11 protein-coding genes are annotated in these 17,924 nt (G+C 73.8%); 7 read left to right on the top strand and 4 right to left on the bottom strand.

Annotation, left to right across the window (positions count from 1 at the left end; genetic code table 11):
- Positions 1–30 precede the first annotated feature (30 nt).
- Complete coding sequence (locus AB0J46_RS31810) at positions 31–927, top strand: alpha/beta hydrolase (RefSeq protein ID WP_364337884.1); 897 nt, start codon at positions 31–33, stop codon at positions 925–927.
- A gap of 85 nt (positions 928–1,012) precedes the next feature.
- The gene (locus AB0J46_RS31805; protein WP_358294331.1) at positions 1,013–1,261 is read left to right on the top strand and encodes a glutaredoxin domain-containing protein; all 249 of its coding nucleotides are present in this window, start codon (positions 1,013–1,015) and stop codon (positions 1,259–1,261) included.
- A gap of 66 nt (positions 1,262–1,327) precedes the next feature.
- Here AB0J46_RS31805 and nudC read toward each other — a convergent pair whose 3' ends face one another.
- Positions 1,328–2,302 carry an NAD(+) diphosphatase gene (nudC, locus tag AB0J46_RS31800; RefSeq protein ID WP_364337883.1) on the bottom strand — a complete coding sequence of 325 codons (975 nt, stop codon included), beginning with the start codon at positions 2,300–2,302 and terminating at the stop codon, positions 1,328–1,330.
- A 146-nt stretch (positions 2,303–2,448) separates the two neighbouring features.
- On the opposite strand from nudC, the gene AB0J46_RS31795 reads away from it, so the two are divergent.
- The 4 genes from AB0J46_RS31795 to AB0J46_RS31780 are packed head-to-tail and all read left to right on the top strand — an operon-like array spanning position 2,449 to position 7,669.
- Positions 2,449–3,582, top strand: a complete 1,134-nt coding sequence (locus AB0J46_RS31795) for a siderophore biosynthesis protein (RefSeq protein WP_364337882.1) — start codon at positions 2,449–2,451, stop codon at positions 3,580–3,582.
- Entirely contained in the window at positions 3,567–5,042 is a 1,476-nt protein-coding gene (locus AB0J46_RS31790; RefSeq protein ID WP_364337881.1) for an IucA/IucC family protein, read from the top strand. The genes AB0J46_RS31795 and AB0J46_RS31790 overlap by 16 nt, the downstream gene beginning before the upstream one ends.
- Positions 5,043–6,611 (top strand): IucA/IucC family protein, encoded by a 1,569-nt coding sequence (locus AB0J46_RS31785; RefSeq protein ID WP_364337880.1) that lies wholly within the window; start codon positions 5,043–5,045, stop codon positions 6,609–6,611. It abuts the gene before it with no gap.
- Entirely contained in the window at positions 6,608–7,669 is a 1,062-nt protein-coding gene (locus AB0J46_RS31780; protein WP_364337879.1) for a type III PLP-dependent enzyme, read from the top strand. Before AB0J46_RS31785 ends, AB0J46_RS31780 begins: the two co-directional genes overlap by 4 nt.
- On the opposite strand, the gene AB0J46_RS31775 is transcribed toward AB0J46_RS31780, so the two are convergent.
- Positions 7,658–10,918 (bottom strand): ATP-dependent DNA helicase, encoded by a 3,261-nt coding sequence (locus AB0J46_RS31775; RefSeq protein WP_364337878.1) that lies wholly within the window; start codon positions 10,916–10,918, stop codon positions 7,658–7,660. The genes AB0J46_RS31780 and AB0J46_RS31775 overlap by 12 nt on opposite strands.
- Positions 10,912–14,208: an ATP-dependent DNA helicase gene (locus AB0J46_RS31770; protein ID WP_364337877.1), complete on the bottom strand. Its 3,297-nt coding sequence runs from the start codon at positions 14,206–14,208 to the stop codon at positions 10,912–10,914. Before AB0J46_RS31770 ends, AB0J46_RS31775 begins: the two co-directional genes overlap by 7 nt.
- Positions 14,209–14,450: 242 nt before the next feature.
- On the opposite strand from AB0J46_RS31770, the gene AB0J46_RS31765 reads away from it, so the two are divergent.
- A complete protein-coding gene (locus AB0J46_RS31765) occupies positions 14,451–15,050 on the top strand; it encodes an NUDIX hydrolase (RefSeq protein ID WP_358294344.1) in 600 nt (199 codons plus the stop codon).
- Positions 15,051–15,060: 10 nt separating this feature from the next.
- Here the strand turns inward: AB0J46_RS31765 and AB0J46_RS31760 are convergent, their stop codons facing one another.
- Positions 15,061–17,913, bottom strand: coding sequence for a CDP-glycerol glycerophosphotransferase family protein (locus tag AB0J46_RS31760; RefSeq protein WP_364337876.1), 2,853 nt, complete (start codon positions 17,911–17,913; stop codon positions 15,061–15,063).
- Positions 17,914–17,924 lie beyond the last annotated feature (11 nt).

The raw sequence follows: 17,924 nt of genomic DNA, 5'->3' as shown, positions 1-17,924 counted from the left end.
CGACCATGCCGCATGGGGGAAAGGAAGGCCGTGCGAACAGCGGTTTTCGCGGGCGCGCTGGTGCTCGCTGCCGTGGCGCTCACACCTGCCGTCGCGTTCGCGGCCGAGCCGCCCGTCCCCGTGGTGACCAATCCCACAGACCCCGACGGCCTCGGCGGGCTGGCCACGGAGACCCTTTCCTACGGCCGCCAGCGCAACCAGGACATGGACGTGTGGTGGACGCCCGACGGCCAGAAGCGTCCCGGCGTCTTCCTGATCCACGGCGGCTGGTGGTCCGGCGGCGACAAGAAGTACATGAAGGAGATCACCCGTAGCTACGCCGACCTCGGATACACGGTCTTCAACCTGAACTACCGACTCTCCGGCGAGGCCGCCTGGCCGGCGCAGCGCACCGACGCGCTGGCCGCCATCGCCCTGGCGCGCAAGCACGCCGACCGCTGGGCCTTCGACGCGAGCAAGTACGTCGTCGTCGGCTTCTCGGCGGGCGGGCACATCGCCGCCTCGGTCGGCACGTACGGCAACGGCATCGCCGGGCTGAAGGGCGTGGTCGGGCTGTCGCCGATCATCTCGCCGCTGCGCGCGTACGCCGACGGCGAGAAGACCGCCGACCACGACAAGCGCAAGCTGCGCGAGGCGGCGATCCGGCTGGCCGGCGGCTGCGAGCCCAAGGGCAAGTGCTCGCGCGTCTGGGCGAGCATGGAGGTGGCCTGGCACGCCAGCGCCAAGGACGCCCCCATGCTCACGGTGCACTCCGAGGACGAGTTCGTGCCGCCGACGCAGAGCCAGCTGCTCAAGCAGATGCTCGGCCAGGTGGGCGTGCCGATGACGATCATGACGGCGCCGGGCACCAACCACAGCGCTCCGCTGTACCGGGAGCCGGGCGTGGCCGAGCGGGTGCAGGCCTGGATCGCCGAGCGCATCGGCTAGAGGGCCCCGGGTAGGGATTAAGCGGGCGCCTCCGCGTTGTTGCACCGAGCGCCTGATTTTCCTGACCTTGGAGGGACAACCCGACATGGCGCTCACGGTCTACAGCACTACCTGGTGCGGCCCCTGCAAGCGGCTGAAGTCTCAGCTCGCCCGCGAAGGCATCGCGTTCAAGGAGGTCGACATCGAGCGCGACCCGGCCGCCGCCGAATTCGTCATGAGCGTCAACAACGGCAACCAGACCGTTCCGACGGTCGTGGCGGTTTCCCGTTCAGGGGTGGAACACGTCAGGACCAACCCCAGCGTCATCGAGGTCAAGCGCCTGCTCGACTCCTAGGACGCGGACGGGGGAGCCCTGCTTCGGACTCCCCCAGTCCGCTCGGAAGGTCACGGCGCGGGCTGATCACCAGTCGCCGACGAGCTCGCCGCCGTACCACGTCTCGATCAGGCGGCGGGCTATCGACACCGGGGGCGGCAGGCGCAGCTCGCCCGACCGGAGGGCGGCCACCAGCTCGTCACGGGTGAACCAGCGCGCCTCGGCGATCTCGTCGGCGTCGGGGATCAGCGCGGTCGTGGTGGCGTCGGCGAAGAAGCCGAGCATGAGGCTGCGCGGGAACGGCCAGGGCTGGCTGCCCAGGTAGCGCGGGTTGACGACGTGAACGCCGACCTCTTCGGCGACCTCGCGGACCACCGCGTACTCCAGGGACTCGCCCGGCTCCACGAAGCCCGCCAGGATCGACAGGCGCCCCTCGGGCCACTGGGGGCCGCGGGCCAGCAGGCAGCGGTCGTCCTCGTCCCTGATCAGCATGATGACCGCCGGGTCGACGCGCGGGAAGTGCTGGCTGGCGTCCTTCGGGCACACCCGGACGTGGCCGCCGGCCTGCACCGACGTACGGGCGCCGCAGCGGGGGCAGAACTGGTGGGTGGCATGCCAGGCCTCCAGCGCCACCGCGTGGACCAGCAGGCCCGCGTCGCGGTCGCCGAGCAGCCCGCCCACCTGGCGCAGACCCGCCGGAACGGGATGGCCTTCAGGTGTGTCGTTCAGGCTCATCGGCATCGTCACCCGGCCGTTGAGGTCGCCGACCGGCGTGCCGGGCAGCGGCGCGGCCACCGCGAAGTAGGCGGTGCCGCCCTCGACGCCGAGCAGGTAACGCTCGCCCGGCGGCGCCTGGGCGGAGGTGTAGAGCACCGCGTGCACCTCGTCACCGGCCCGCCGCACGAGAGTGTGGCCGTTGTCGATCACCAGCACCCTGGTCTCGGGGTCGGCCCACGCCTTCTCCAGCCATCTGTCGTCGGCACGCAGCGCCGACGATCTGTCGATGGTCCCCCGTGCCAGGAGCAGTGGGCCGATGAGTTGTTCTTCCGCGGTCTTTTCCACTGGCCGCCCCTCCCCAAGTCGCTTGTCATCCTATGACCTCGCAGTTAGCCGCCGATTAGGGTGTGCGGGCCCCGGAGCGATCATTCTCAGGCTAAGATCATCGAGTTAGGTTAGCCTTACCTGATTCCTGCGGGGGTGCCTTCGCGTTGCGGCTCTACCTGACCGCGCTCAAGCCGACGGACTCGGTGACGTACGGCTTCCTGCCCGCGGCGCGGGCCCTCGGGTGCGAGGTGACCGTCCTGACCGACCGGCCGGAGCGGCACCCCGGCTCGGTGCGGTGCGACGTACGCGACCCGCGCGCCCTGATCGACGCGGTCGAGCACCTGGGCAGGCCCGACGCGATCTTCTCCAACTCCGACCACCTTCAGGCGGAGACCGCCCTCGCGGCGTCGTACTTCGGACTTCCGGGCAAGGACTGGCGGGCCTGTCTGGCCGCCAAGAACAAGTTCCTGATGCGACGCGGGCTCGCGGCGGCCGGCATCGAGACGGTGTGTTCGCTGCGGATCGCGCCCGCCGATCCGGTGCCCGAGCGCCTGCCCCGGCCCGTGGTGCTGAAACCCCGCGAGGGGGTGGCCAGCGAGGACGTCGTGCTGGTCGAGGACGACCTCCCGCGCGCCGTGGCCGCGGCCAGGCGGCGGCGTCCGGGCGAGACGCTGGTCGTGGAGGAGTACCTCGAAGGGCCGCTGCGGACCCTGGAGACCCTCGGGGACGGCTCCACGACGCGGGTGCTGGGCGGCTTCGCGACCACGCTGGGCCCGCTGCCGCACTTCGTGGAGGAGCGGCTCGACTGGGCGCCCGCCGCCGACGCCCACGTGCTGGCCGCCCTGCGGGCCCTCGGGGTGGGCTTCGGCGCCTGCCACACCGAGTACGTCCTGACGCCCGCCGGGCCGCGGATCGTCGAGGTGAACTACCGGGCGATCGGCGACCACTGCGACTTCCTGCTGGCCGACGTGCTGGGCGTGCCGCTGTTCGAGTGGATCCTGCGCACCCACCTCGGGGAGCCGGCGCCCGAGCCGCCGCCCGCGTCCGGGCACGGCTGCGCGGTCAGCGTGGTCGCCGACCGGCCGGGCGTCGTCAAGGACGGGCCGCCGGAGGAGGACGTCGAGGACAGCGGCGTACGGCTGTGGCACCGGCCGCTGCGGGCCGTCGGGGACGTCATAGAGCTGACCCATACGAACCGGGACTACCTGGGCGTCATCCGGGCCGTGGGACCGGACCGGGCCCGCGTGGACGCCGCCGTCGAGCGGTACCGGACGGCCCGGCCGTGGGCGGTCGGGTGAGGTCGCGGGAGGCGTACCTGGCCGCCCGGGTGCTGGACGCGCTGGTCCGCGAGGACTACGGCGGGCTGGCCGCCCGGCTCGACCGGACCAGGTCCGGGGCCGGGCTGCTGCTGGCCGACGGGCGGTGGGTCCGGATGGTCCCCGGGTCGCCGTTCCAGGACTTCGTGGTGGCGCCGGACGAGCGGCTGGGGCTGGAGCAGGTGCTGGAGACGCTCGTGGAGGTGTCCGACGCGGCCGACGCCGAAGGGGTGGCGGCCTTCTTCGACGAGTGCCTGACCGCCCTGTCCGCGCTGGAGCTGCACGACGCGCACGCCGAGGAGGTGCTGCGGCGCGGGCCGTCGTACGAGTCGCTGGCGGCCTTCGCCGACCATCCCGTCTACCCGACCTCGCGGGCCAGGATCGGCGCCTCGGACCGCGACCTGCTGGCGTACGCGCCGGAGTTCGCGCCCTCGTTCGCGCTGCGGTGGGCGATCGTCCCCCACGCGGCCATAGAGCTTCCCGCGGACGTGCCGCGGCCGGTGGGCCACGGTGTGCTGTTCCCGGTGCACCCGATGGCCGTCGGCGAGGTGCGGAAGATCGACGGGGTCCGGGTGCTGGACGAGGAGGCGGTCGCCGTACGGCCCACCCTGTCCATGCGGACCGTCGAGGTGGGGCCGCGTACGCACCTCAAGCTGCCGCTGCCGGTGAGCACGCTCGGCGTGCGCAACCGGCGCTCGATCAGGGCGGGCACCCTGGACGACGGCGCGCGGGCCGAGCTGCTGCTGCGCCGGCTCGCCGATCCCGGCGTGCTGCTGGCCGACGAGCAGACCTACGCGCACGCGGGCCACGAGTACCTGGCATGGATGGTCCGGCGGCTGCCGGAGGGGCGGATCGTCCCGGTCGCGGCGCTGGCGGTGCCCGGCGTGCTGGACGAACTCGGCCCGGACGTGCTGCCCCGCTACCTGCGCCTGCTGCTGCGCTGGAACGTGCGGCTGTTCGTCCGGTACGGCGTCGCGCTGGAGGCCCACCAGCAGAACCTGGCCCTCGTCCTGCGGGACGGCGACCTGCGGCTGCTGGTCAAGGACAACGACGGCCTGCTGGCCTCGCCGTCGAGGCTGGCGGCGGCCGGGATCGACGTGCCGGCCTTTTGCGACGGGCGCATGCTCACCGACGACCCGCACGCGCTGGCCGACGTGTTCGTCACGATCACGCTGCACCTGGCCGCCGCGGCGGTGGCGTTCGCGGTGCTGCCGCCGGCGCGGGCGGCGGCCCTGGTGCGCGGCACGCTCGCCGAGGCGCTCGACGAGCACGGCGACCACCCCATGGCCCGGCTGCTGCGCGCCAGGACGCTCGACGCGGCCAGGCTCACCGGCAAGTCGATGGTCACCGCCGGGACGCTCGTGGCCAAGGAACGGTCCGGGGCGCGGGACGTGAACAAGTTCTACGGCATCAGCGGGCCCAACTACCTGAGGAGAGCGTGAATGGACGTCCTGGCCATCGGGGCGCCGGCCGAGGAGGCGACGCTGGCGGCCCTGCTGCGGTGCTGCGTGCGCGAGGTGGCCGGGCCCAGGGGGCTGGTCTGGCCGGCGCCGCCGTACGTGCTGCTGCGGGTGGCCGGGACGCTGCTGCGGGCCCGTACGCACGGCGGGGCCGCGCTGCGCCTCGACGGGCCTCCGGAACGCCTGGAGGGCGGCTCCTGGCAGCCGCTGACGGTCGCCGAGCTGGTCCACCTGGCCGAGACCGACCTGGCCGACCGGCCGGACGAGCCTGCGCGCCCAGGCAGGGGAGCGGCGCACCTCGACGTCGAACCCAACGGCGAGTTCGCCGGTCAGGTGGCCGCCAGCAGGGACGCCATCGCGGCGATCCTGGCGGCCCGGGCGCGGGCCGAGCCGCCCGCCGATCCCTGGCTGGCCTCGGAGCAGGCGCTCGTGTACGGGCACCCGTTCCACCCCACCCCCAAGGCCCGCGACGGCGCGGACTGGCTGCGCTACGCCCCCGAGGCCCACGCCGCCTTCCCGCTGCGGCTGCTCGCGGTACGCGACGACGCGCTGGCCGAGGAGGGCGACCTGACGGCCCTGGACGCGCTCGGCCCGGCGCCCGCCGGACACCGGCTGCTGCCCGCCCATCCGTGGCAGCTCGCCCTGCTGCGTCCCGCTCTCGGCTCCGAGCTGGTCGATCTCGGGCCGGGGCCGCTCGCGGTGCCGACCTCGTCGGTGCGGACCGTGTACGTGCCGGACGCCGAGGTGTGCCTGAAGTTCTCCCTGGACGTGCGGATCACGAACTGCGTGCGCAAGAACGCCTGGTACGAGCTGGCCGGGGCCGTCGAGCTCACCTCCCGGCTGGCCCCGCTGATCGCCGAGGTCGCGGCGCGGCACCCGGCCGTCCGCTGGCTTCCCGAGCCCGGCTACCGCACGGCACTCGGGCAGCGCGAGGGCCTGGGCGTGATCGTCCGGGCGAGCCCGTGGACGGCCTGCGACCCCGGCGTCACCCCGGTCCTCGCCGCCGCCCTCGCCCTGGACGCCGCCCCGGCCGACCCCCTGGCCTGGTGGACGGCGTACGTGTCGGCGGTCGCGCTGCCGGTCCTGGACCTGTACGTCAGCCACGGCGTCGTCCTGGAACCCCACCTGCAGAACGTGCTCGTCGGCCTGGACGCCGCCGGCCGGCCCGTCCAGGCAATCTTCCGCGACCTGGAGGGCGTCAAGCTCGTCGCGGGCCGCCACGACCTGGGCGGGCTGCACCCGGCCGTGGCCGCCGCGCTCACCCACGACCCGGCGCGGGGCTGGGCCCGCGTCGTCTACTGCCTGTTCGTCAACCATCTCACCGAGATCGCCGCCACCCTGGCGGGCCCCGACGACGAGTTGCTGCGCGCGTTGTGGCGGGCCGCCCGCGACCTGCTCGCCCGCCAGGCCGCCGAGCTCGGGCAACCGCTCCCGCTGCGCGACCTGCTGGCCGGAGCGCCGCTGCCCGCCAAGGCGAACCTGCGCGTGCGGTGGGCCAGAGCGGCCGACCGCAGCGCCGGCTACGTCCCGATCGCGAACCCGCTCGCATGAGCGGCGTGCTGGAGGCCGCCGCGCGGCTGCCCGCGTTGCCCGCCTACCTCTACGACCTGCCCGCGCTCGACGAGCACGCCGCGTCGGTGCGCGCGGCGCTGGGCGAGGTGGAGCTGTACTACGCGGTCAAGGCCAACCCCGACGCCGAGCTGCTGCGGGTGCTGGCCCGGCACGTGGACGGGTTCGAGGTGTCGTCGGCGGGCGAGCACGCGCACGTCTCCGCGCTGCTCCCGGGCGCGCGGCTGGCGCTCGGCGGGCCCGGCAAGACCGACGCCGAGCTGCGGCTGCCGCACCACCGCCTGCACGTCGAGTCGCCGTACGAGCTGCGCCGCCTGCTCGCGACCGGGCTGGAGGCCGACGTGCTGCTGCGGGCCAACCCGGACCTGCCGGTCGAGGGGGCCGCGCTCACGATGGACGGCCCCTTCGGCATGGACGAGGCGGGGCTGGCCGAGTGCCTGCCGCTGTTCACCGGCCGCGTACGGCTGCGCGGCCTGCACGCCCACCTGGCCAGCGGCCTGAACGCCGCCCAGCTCCTCCGGCTGGCGGGGGCCCTGCTGGAGACCGGGCATCGGGAGGTCAACCTGGGCGGGGGCATGGCGGTGTCGTACACGTCGGGCGAACGCTTCGACTGGGCGGCCTACGGCGCGGGCCTGGCCGCGCTGCGGGCCGGGCGGCGGCTGCGGGTCGAGCCGGGCAGGTCGCTCACCGCCTACTGCGGCCACTACGTCACCGAGGTCGTGGACGTGAAGCGGGTGCGCGGCCAGGCGTACGCGATCGTCCTGGGCGGGACGCACCACCTGCGCACGCCGGTGACCAAGGGCCACGACCAGCCGTTCACGGTCCTGCCCACAGGCGGCGGGCCCGGGGTCGCCGGGGAGCCCGTGACGTTCACGGGCCAGCTGTGCACCCCCAAGGACGTCTTCGCCCGGAACGTGGTGACCTCGGTGCGGGCAGGGGACCGGGTGGTGTTCGGCATGGCCGGGGCCTATGCCTGGAACATCTCCCACCACGACTTCCTCATGCACCCCCGCCCCGCCTTCCATTACCTAGGACTCTGACGCCGGGACCGCCTCGACGAGCGCGACCAGCCCGTCGGCGTCGAGCAGGTTGACCGGCCGCACGGTCTTGTTGGCCCGGACGTAGTGGAAGGCCGCGCTCACCTTCTCCAGCGGCACCCCGGCCAGGTGCGACCACGCCAGCCGGTACGCGGCGAGCTGCACCGAGGCCGTACGGGCCGCCTTCCCCCTGGGCGGGACGCCGGTCTTCCAGTCGACCACCTCGTAGCCGCCGTCGGGCAGCTCGAAGACGGCGTCCATCCGCCCGCGCACCAGCCGGTCGGCGATCATGGTCTCGAACGGCACCTCCAGGTCGACCGGCCGCCGGTCGGCCCACTCGCTCTGCTCGAACCGCTCCTGCAGCTCGGCCAGCCGCACGTCGGCCTCTTCCAGCTCCTCCAGCGGGTCGAGGTCGAAGTCGTCGATCAGCCGCTGCTGGTCCCACCGGCTCTCCAGCCACTTGTGGAACGACGTGCCCCGGCGGGCCAGCGGCGCGGGCTTGCGCGGCACCGGACGGCGGATCCTGCGAGCCAGTTCGGCCGGGTCGGTGGCCAGCGTGACCAGCGACGACACGGTCAGCTTGGCCGGCAGCTCGACGACGGTCGCCGGCCTGCGCCGGTTCAGCTCGCGCTCGCGCAGCAGCAGGTCGGTGTCGCGCTCCCAGGCGCGCAGGCGTTCCTCCTCGAACGGGCGCAGCGGCTCGTCGTCCTCGTCGGCCAGGTTGCCGGCCAGGGCGTCCTCGACCAGCCGGGCGCCGTCGAGCACCGACTCGTAGCGCAGGCCCTCGGGGGTGACCGGCCAGACGGCCTCGGCCGGCTCGGCGAGCAGCGGGTTCGTCGCGCCCTCGGCGAGGTCGCCGGCCCAGTAGGACACCCGGTCGGCCGTGTCGCGGATCTCCAGCAGGAACTCCGACGGCTCCAGCGGCTTGGTGGCGCTGCCCCAGCGGTAGCCGGAGGCGATGAGGTGGTAGTGGGCCCGGGTGACGGCGACGTACGCCAGCCGCCGCTCCTCCATCAGATCGCGCTCCCGGCACTGCTCGTCGAACGCGGCCAGCTCCTCCTTGCTCAGCCCGCCCAGCCGGGGCAGGTCGGCGGCGTCGCCGCGCAGCGGGTAGGGCAGCTTGCGCGGGTTGTCGGTCCAGCGGCTGTTCATCACCGGCGTGGCCGGGAACACGCTGCCCGTCGCGATCGTGCCCTTCGAGCTGAGGAGCTGCGACAGGCCGGGCACGACCACGACCGGCCACTCCAGCCCCTTGGACGCGTGGACGGTCATCAGCTTGACGCTGTTGCTCTCGCCGACCCGGCCCGCCTCCAGCCCGAACTCCTCGCTCTCGGCCGCCTGGAGGTAGGCCAGGAACGCGCCCAGCGTCGGGTCCTCGGCGTCGCCGGCGAACCTGGCGGCCGCGTCGATGAAGGCGTCGAGGTCGGCCCGCGCGGCGAACGCCCCGGCCGTGCCGCTGCGGGCGGCCACCTCGATGTCCAGGCCGAGCCGGCGTTCGATCTCGGTGACCAGGTCGGGCAGCGGCTGGGCGGTGTGGCCGCGCAGGCTGCGCAGCTCCTGGGCGAGCGCGACCAGCCGGGTGCGGGCCAGCGGCGAGAACGACTCCAGCCACTCGGGCCGGTCGGGCAGCTCGTCGAGCGCGTCGACCAGGCTGCCGCGCTCCTCGGCCAGGTCGGCGACCACCTGGTCGAGCGGGTCGTCGGCGCGGTGGCTCTCGCTCAGCTCGCGGGCCAGCTCCCTGGCGTGCTCCCCCAGCACCCGCAGGTCGGCCGGCCCGACCCGCCAGCGCGGCCCGGCCAGCAGCCTGGCCAGCGCGTCGCCGGCGGTGGCGTCGTAGAGCACGCGCAGGGTCGCCACGATGTCGCTGACCTCGGGCACGGTCAGCAGGCCGCCCAGCCCGACCACCTCGACCGGGATGTCGCGGTCCTCCAGCGCCTTGCGCAGCGCGGGGAACTGCGAGCGCTTGCGGGCCAGGATCGCGACGTCCTGGGGCTGGAGGGCGAGGGTCTTCTTGCGTTCCCTCTCGCCCCAGGGCAGGCCGTCGGGGGCGGTCTCCTGGCCGAGGATCCGGGCCACGCCGTCGGCGATCCACTTCGCCTCGTCCTCGGCGGTCTCGTGGAAGGCGCAGGTGACGCGGCCCCGGTCGACCCGGTTGGGCCCCGGCACCAGCACGGGCACCTCGCGGGCCTCCATGCGCAGCGGGAGCTGGACGCGGGCGGCGACGTCGAGCACCCGGTCGCCGTTGCGGAAGCTGACGCTGAGCTGGCGGACCGGCGCCACCTCGCCCGCGCCGGTGCGGAAGTCGCGGGGGAAGCGGCGCAGGTTGCCCGCCGAGGCGCCGCGCCAGCCGTAGATGGACTGGCAGGGGTCGCCGACGGCGGTGACCGGATGGCCGCCGCCGTAGAGCGAGCGCAGCAGGACGAGCTGGGCGTGGCTGGTGTCCTGGTATTCGTCGAGCAGGACCACGGAGTAGCGGGACCGTTCGATCTCGCCCACTTCCTTGTGGTTGGCGGCGATCCGGGCGGCCAGCGACATCTGGTCGCCGTAGTCGATGACCTCGCGGCGGCGCTTGAGCCGTTCGTACGCCTCCACCAGCGGCAGCAGCTGCTCCCTGGCCGCGTGCACGCCGACCGGCTTGCGCTGCGCCACGGTCGTGCGGCCGGGCAGCGCGGCCAGCCGGGCCTCCAGCCACTCCCCCACCCGCCGCACGTCGGCGGGCCCGCGCAGGTGCTCCGACAGCTCGCCGGCGAGTTCCAGGAGGGCGGCGGTGACCGAGGGCGGGCCCAGCTCGATCTTGTCCATCGGCCCGTCGTACAAGGCCACCACGCGCGAGGCGAGCTGCCACGACACCGCCGGGGTGACCAGGCGCATGGTGGGTTCGAGCGCCTCGCGCAGGGCGTGGTCGGTGACCAGGCGGGCGGCGTAGGCGTGGTAGGTGGAGACGGTCGGCTCGTTGTCGAGCGCGCCGGGCGCGACCAGGCCCGCCTCGGCGAGCCCGGTCAGGCGCTCCCTGACCCGGACGGCCAGCTCGGCCGCGGCCTTGCGGGTGAACGTCAGCCCCAGCACGTTCTCCGGTTTGACCAGGCCGTTGGCCACCAGCCAGACCACCCGCCCGGCCATCGTCTCGCTCTTGCCCGAGCCCGCGCCCGCCATGACGACCATCGGTTCGAGCGGCGCCTCGATGACCGCCGCCTGCTCGCTCGTCGGCGGCAGGATGCCGAGCTTGTCGGCCAGTTCGACCGGGTTCAGCACACCTGGCCCCCGTTGTCGTTGACCGGGCAGCTCGCCCGCGCCGCGCACGTGCGGCAGCCGTCGTTCACCTTGGCCTGGAAGAACGGGCCCGACATGCCCGTGGCGACGGTGTCGACCAGGTCGCCGGCCCAGCCGGGGTTCTTGTCGTCGGCCAGCGCGCCCTGCCGCTGCTCGGTGGCGGCGTTCTTGCCGGCCGCCTTGCCGAGCTGGACCAGCGCGGCGCCGCCGGGCTCGGTCATGCCGTGCCGGGCGAACGCGCCGAGCAGCGCGGCGAGCTGGTAGACGCCGAGCTGCGGATGCCGGTCGAGCTCGCCCGCCTTGGGCTTGGAGCCGCCGGTCTTCAGGTCGATGATCACCGCGCGGCCGTCGTCGTCGCGCTCGACCCGGTCGACCCGGCCCTTGATCTGCACGCCCTCGGAGACCATGGCGACGAACGACTCCTCGATGGCGACCAGCTCGCGCGGGTTGTCCTTCTGCCAGCGCAGGAACTTGCCGATCATCTGCTCGGCGACCTGGCGCTGCTTGCGGTTGTACCAGACGCCGCCGAAGTCGAGCTCGTTCCAGACCTGGTCGAGCCGGTCGCCCAGGGCGTCCTCGCCGGGCAGGTCGGTGGCGGCCAGCATGGCCAGCGCGTGGATGACGTTGCCGAGGCCCTGGGCGGTGCTGGTGCCCGCGGCGCCGACCGCCGTCTCCAGGAGCCAGCGCAGGCCGCACTTGGTGAAGCTCTCGACCGCGGACGGGGAGATGTTGACGATGTCGTCCGGCCAGCTCAGCGGGCGGTCGTCGGTGATGGGGGTGAGGGCGTACCAGTCGTTGGGGTGGGCGCCCTGGACCCCGGCGGCGGCCAGGCGGGCGAGCTGCCGCGCGGCGCGCTGCCGGACCTTGGCCGGTTTGGTGGGGTCGGTCACCGCGCTGCGGAGGTCGGCCACCAGCGCCGACATGGTCAGCCAGCGCGCCCGGTCGTCGACCGTGGCCGACTCGACCGCGCCCGGCATCAGTTCCGACAGGAACCGGGAGGGCCGCTCGTCGGTGTCCTCGCCGCCGACCGCCGTGACCACCAGCCGCCGCCTGGCCCGCGTGGCCGCGACGTAGAACAGCCGCCGCTCCTCGGCCAGCAGCTTGGAGGCCAGCGACGCGGCGCTCGGCTCGGCGCCCTCGACCACCTCCACCAGGTCGTCGGCGCCCAGCAACGACCCGCGCAGCCGCAGGTCCGGCCAGACCCCCTCCTGGACGCCCGCCACGACCACGATGTCCCATTCCAGGCCCTTGGAGCGGTGGGCCGTCAGCACCCGCACGGCGTCGCCGTCGGGGGCGCGGTCGGCCAGCGTGTCGCCCGGGATCTCCTGGGCGGCCAGGTTGTCGAGGAACACCTCGGGGCCCGCCTTGGGCATGCGGTCGACGAACTTGGCGGCGTGGTCGAACAGCGCCACCACCGCGTCGAGGTCGCGGTCGGCCTGCGCGCCGCGGGAGCCGCCGGACAGGCTCTGCTCGGTCCAGCGCCCGCCCAGGCCGCTGGCGTGCCACACGGCCCACAGGAGGTCTTCTGCGGTGCCCTCCTGCGCGGCGGCCTCGCGGGCGGCGGCGAGCAGCTTGGCGACGCGTTCGGCGGGGAGGGCGACGTGCGGCTCGACGCGGGTGAGCTCGCGGGCGTCCAGGATCGCCGCCACCAGCAGCTCGCCGGACGACCGCGCCCCGGCCTTCCCGGCGACCGGCTCCTCCTCGGGGGCCGGGTCCTCCTCCGCGACCAGCCTCTCCGCGACCGGCTCCTTCTCGGCGGCCGGCTCCTCCTCCGCGGCCAGTTCCTCCGCGGCCGGCTCCTCCTCCGCGGCCAGGGCCTCGTTCTCGGCTATCTTGAGCGCCCGGCGCAGGCGGCGTACGCCGATCATGTCCGTGCCGCCGAGCGGGCCCGTCAGCAGCTCCTCGGCCACCCCCTCGTCGAGCTGCGCCGGGTCGAGCGCCACCCGCAGCATCGTGAGCAGCGGCCGCACGCCCGGCTCCTGAGCGATCGGCACCTCGTCGCCGGCGATCATCGTCGGCACCCCGGCGTTGACCAGCGCCCGCCGCAGCAGCGGCACCTGGCGCTTGGCCGAGCGCACCAGCACCGCCATGCGGCGCCAGGGCACTCCCTCGATCAGGTGCGCCCGCCGCAGCGTGTCGGCGACGATCGCGGCCTCCTGGCTGGTGCTGTCGGCCAGCAGGACGCGCGCGTCGCCGGGCTCGACGCCGGCCGCCGGGACCAGGTCGCGGTGGCCGTGCCGCTGGTCGTGGTCGGGGGCCGGGGCGATGGGCAGGCGGGCGGCGACCCGGCGCGAGGCCTCCAGCAGGTCGGCCCCGCTCCTGCGGCACACGCGCAGCGCCACGACCGGCGCCTCGCGCCCGTCGAGCGTCCTGAACCGCTCGGGGAACTTCATGATCCCCTGGACGTCGGCGCCCCGGAACCCGTAGATCGACTGGTCGGGGTCGCCCACCGCGACGAGGTCGCGCCCGTCGCCGGCGAGCTGGTCGAGCAGGTACTCCTGGGCCGGGTCGGTGTCCTGGTACTCGTCGACGAACACGACGTCGTGGGCGGCCCGCTCGCGCTCGCGCACCTCGGGCCTGGTCAGCAGCGCCGAGGCGGCCCCGATCAGCTCGGCGTAGTCGTAGGTCTCCTCGGGGTCGAGGTCGAACCGGTCCTGGTAGCGCTCGTAGAACCGGCCGGTGGCGATCCAGTCGCTCCTGCCGTGCAGCCGGCCGAGCGCGACCAGCCGCTCGCCGTCGAGGCCGCGCTCGGCGGCCCTGGACAGGAAGTCGCGCACCTCCTCGGCGAAGCCGCGGGTCTTGAGCGCCTCGCGCAGCGACGGCGGCCAGTCGAGCGCGCCGTTCTCCAGCTCGCCGTGGAGCAGCCGGCGGATCTCCAGAAGCTGCTCGGGGCCGGTCAGCAGGCGCGGCGGCGCCTTGCCCTCCAGCACGGACTCGCGGCGCAGGAGCGCGTAGGCGTAGGAGTGGAAGGTCAGTGCCAGGGGTGAGCGGGTGGTGCGCCGCAGCCGCCCGGTGACGCGCCGGCGCAGCTCCTCGGCGGCCTTGCGGCTGAAGGTGAGGATGAGCACCCGTTCGGGGTCGGCCCCGCGCCGTTCGATACGCTCGACCACGCTCTCGACGATCGTCGTCGTCTTGCCCGTGCCGGGCCCAGCGAGGACGAGGAGCGGGCCGCTCCGGTGCTCGACCACGGCACGCTGATGTTCATCCAGCGCAGGAGGCTCAACAGGGCCTCCGCTGCCACGCCGCACCAACCGCCAGGTCTGACCACTCACAGCACTAGATTCCACCAGACCACACGGACAGATCGTGCCGACTTACCCGGTCTCCCGCCTCGATCCGCCTACCGTATCGAGGCAAATATCCGAATATCGTGCGACACGCCGAGGCCACGGTTTCGCCGTGGGCGTGGCGCTGCCTGGGGCGATGCGACGATCCGCACGATTGCCCCACACACGCAGCGTTGTCTCTTGTAACGTTGGGTTGATACCCGCGCCTCTGCTAGGGGGTTGGTCACATGCGCTGGCAGGTCCACTCCGAAACGTCGCTCTACGCCGACCAGTGGCTGGACATCCGGATCGCGGATGTGGAGCTGCCCGACGGGCGGCACCTCGATCACCGGCTGGTCCGCACCGCGCCGGCCGCGGGCGCGGTCGTCACCGACGACAAGGACCGGGTGTTGCTGATCTGGCGCCACCGCTTCATCACCGACAGCTGGGGCTGGGAGGTCCCGCTCGGCCAGGTCGACGAGGGCGAGATGCCGATGGCCGCGGCCGCCCGTGAGGTCGAGGAGGAGACCGGGTGGCGTCCGGGGCCGCTGCGTCCGTTGATGTCGGTCCAGCCCACCAACGGCTTCACCGACAGCCTCAACCACATCTACCGGGCCGACACGGCCACCCACATCGGGCCGCCCAGCGACCCCTGGGAGGCCGAGCGCATCGAGTGGGTGCACCTGTCGAGCGTCCGGCGGCTGGTCGAGGCCGGCGAGATCGTGTGCGCCACGACCCTGTCGGCGCTGCTCTACCTGCTCGTCGAGCGCCTTCCGGCCGCGCCGCGTCCCCTCGGGTACGAGCCCGGCAAGCCCTTCATGCTCTCGGACCTGCCGATCGACCTCTGAGGCCGCGCCCTCAGGAGAACAGGTGGTCGACCACGCGGGCCGTCGCCTTGCCGTCGTCCTTGGGCGCGTACGTGGCCCGGAAGGCCTCGTAGCGGTCGGCGTGCGCGGCGGCCACCTCGTCGATGGAGCGCAGCGCGTCGATCACCTCGGCCGACGTCGGCAGCACCGGGCCGGGCGCCTGCTCGGCCAGGTCGAGGTAGAGCCCCCGCTTGGCGGAGTACTTCGCCAGGTCGTAGCCGTAGAAGACGATGGGCCGGCCGGTGGCGGCGAAGTCGAACATGACCGAGGAGTAGTCGGTCACGAGGACGTCGGCGACCAGCAGCAGATCCGCCATGTCCGGATAAGTCGTGACGTCGTGGGCGATGTCGGGGACGGCGGGCATGGCCTGCATCGGATGGGCGCGTACCAGGATCTCGTGGTCGGCGCCCAGGGCCTCGCGGGCCTTGGCCAGGTCGAGCTTGACCATGGCGTTCTTGCGGTCGTAGTCGCGCCAGGTCGGCGCGTAGAGCACCACCCGCTTGCCCTCGGCCAGCCCGAGCCGCTCGCGGACCGCGGCGGCCCTGACCTCGCGCTCGGGCGAGTTGAGCACGTCGTTCCTGGGCAGGCCGCTCTCCAGGATCTCGCCCTTGTAACCGAAGGCCCGGCGCAGCACCGTGGTGGCCCACGGCGACTGCGACAGCAGCAGGTCCCAGCCGCGCACCTCGGCCGCCTGCCGGTACCAGATCGGCGGACGGGGGTCGCGGGCCATGTGCGGCTGGTCGTTGCCGATGCGCTTGGCCGGGGTGCCGTGCCAGGTCTGCAGCACAACCTGGTCCTCGCGGGCGCGGAACCAGGCGGGCAGGAACGAGTTGGTGACGATGTGGCCGGCGCGGGCCAGCGCGGCGTGGTGCTCGCGGCTGCCCGCCCGCACCGCCCGCGCGCCGCCCGGCGGCACGAACGCGGCGTCCTTGACGATCCAGATGTGCTCGCGGTCGTCGCCCCTGCGCAGCCGCTCCTCGTAGATGGCGCGCACGCTGTCGGCGTAGAGCCGGCCGTCGTTGACGACGTAGACGGTCGCGTCGTGCAGCGGCTCGGTGCGCTGGGCCGGATAGAAGACGCGGCGCAGCACGTGGGTGCCCGCCACGCCCCGCTCGTCGTTGGGACGCCCCTCCTCGACCGTGATCACCGGCACGTCGAACCGGGTGGAGATCATCCGGTACGCCCGGCTGTCGACCGTACGCGGCTCCTCGTCGAGCCCCGGCAGGGCGGCGTGGTCCATCCGGAACGGCACGATCTCGCCCGACGGGTGCCGGAAGGACATGTTCCAGGTGCCCGAGGCCAGCGGCACGGACTCGCCGAAGCGGTCCATGGACGAGGGCGTCACCCGGACGGAGAAGTCGTCGCCCGACCGCTCCATGGGCAGCGAGTACGACAGCCCCGACCGGTGGCGCAACGTCAGCACCCGGGGGCCGGGCGCGTCGGGGTAGTCGCCGCGCAGGACCAGCGTGGAGCCCTCCCAGACGGCGGAGGTGATCACCGGGCGGATGCGGTGGGCGGAGACCACGACGCGGTCGCGCCGGTCGCCGAGCACGGTGATCTCCCGGTCGCCCACCGGAGTGCGCGTCTCGACCAGGTCGGCGAGCATGACGGAGGCCGCCGGGTCGCCCTTGGGCTCGACCCACAGCCGCCGACCGTCCTTCTCCTGGAGCAGCGCGGGCACGGCGAGCCCGATCAGCACCTCGGTGCCGCCGCCGGACGGCGTGAAGTCGGCGGCGATGCGGTGGCCGCCCAGCCTGGCGTGGCCCTTGGTCACGCTGCGGCCGGGCAGGAAGATCTTGAGTTCGAGGCGTTCGTCCTGGACGGACACACCGGTCAGCTCGGCCCTGTTGGGCTGGAGCACGACCTGCAGCGCGCGGTCGGACGTCCAGACCGGACGCACCCACCAGCCGGGCTTCAGCTTGAGGCCGGCCGGGCGCTCGGGCCTGCCGATGGCCGAGCCGCGCAGCAGGCCGGTCGCCCGCGCGCCACGGCTCCAGAAGACGATCTCGGCCCGCCAGGTCGTCGCGTCGGGCACCCCCGGACGGTGGCGCAACCGCCGCCGCACGGCGTGCACCATGCCGCGCACGGCCCCGCGCCAGCGCAGCGGCCACGGGCTCAGCTCGGCGGTGAAGCCGGACCAGTCGTAGTTGCAGCCGGGCTCGCGCGCGCCGTGGGTGGCCTCGGGGGCGAGCACCCGCTTGGTGCGCATGCGGATCGGCGGCAGCCAGCGCGGCCCGCGCAGCACCACGGTCGCCCAGTTGAACCTGCGGCTGCGGACCGACAACCCGGCCAGGTACGCGAAGCCGGTGACGCGCAGCCTGCCGTCGACCCACACGATGTCGTCGATGTGGGTCACCGGCACCATGTCGGCGCGGCGCAGCCGGTAGAGGTCGGGCGGCAGCTCGTCGCGGAAGGGCAGGTCGGCGTACCAGCTCAGGCCCTTGCGGATGCGCTTGGACGGCTCGGCCGCTGCGGTGACGACCTTGACCAGCGTCTCGCCGTCGACCAGCTCGTCGTCGGGACGGTGCTCGATCAGGTGGCAGATCACCCGGCGGGCGACGGGCAGGTCGCGCTTGACCTCCGCGGACACGCCGGCCAGGTAGGGGCGGATCAGGGTGAGCAGCTCGCGGCGCCGGGCCGGGCCGCGCTTGACCGCGAGGTCGATGCGCGACCCCAGAGGCCCGCTGAGCACCTCGGTGTCGAACGCCGCGTCGCGGCCGCCGGGCCCGACGGCACGCATGACCGCCTCAAGAGGCTCGCCACGATCGCAGAGATCCTGGACAGCCTTGAGGCGGTCGGCGAGCGTGTCGCCGCTGTGGCGCTGGGCTGTGACGCCGGTGGCCATCGTGGAGGCAC

It is taken from the genome of Nonomuraea sp. NPDC049758, from assembly GCF_040674635.1.
Taxonomy (GTDB): Bacteria; Actinomycetota; Actinomycetes; order Streptosporangiales; family Streptosporangiaceae; genus Nonomuraea.
Note: the sequence above shows the minus strand (reverse complement) of the source record. Positions and strands in the feature narration are given on the sequence as shown.

Bases quoted from the DNA above. Each gene is read 5' to 3' on its own strand.
- AB0J46_RS31760 (WP_364337876.1), bottom strand. From the start codon at position 17,913: ATGGCCACCGGCGTCACAGCCCAGCGCCACAGCGGCGACACGCTCGCC.
- AB0J46_RS31780 (WP_364337879.1), top strand. From the start codon at position 6,608: ATGAGCGGCGTGCTGGAGGCCGCCGCGCGGCTGCCCGCGTTGCCCGCC.
- AB0J46_RS31785 (WP_364337880.1), top strand. From the start codon at position 5,043: ATGGACGTCCTGGCCATCGGGGCGCCGGCCGAGGAGGCGACGCTGGCG.
- AB0J46_RS31765 (WP_358294344.1), top strand. From the start codon at position 14,451: ATGCGCTGGCAGGTCCACTCCGAAACGTCGCTCTACGCCGACCAGTGG.
- AB0J46_RS31805 (WP_358294331.1), top strand. From the start codon at position 1,013: ATGGCGCTCACGGTCTACAGCACTACCTGGTGCGGCCCCTGCAAGCGG.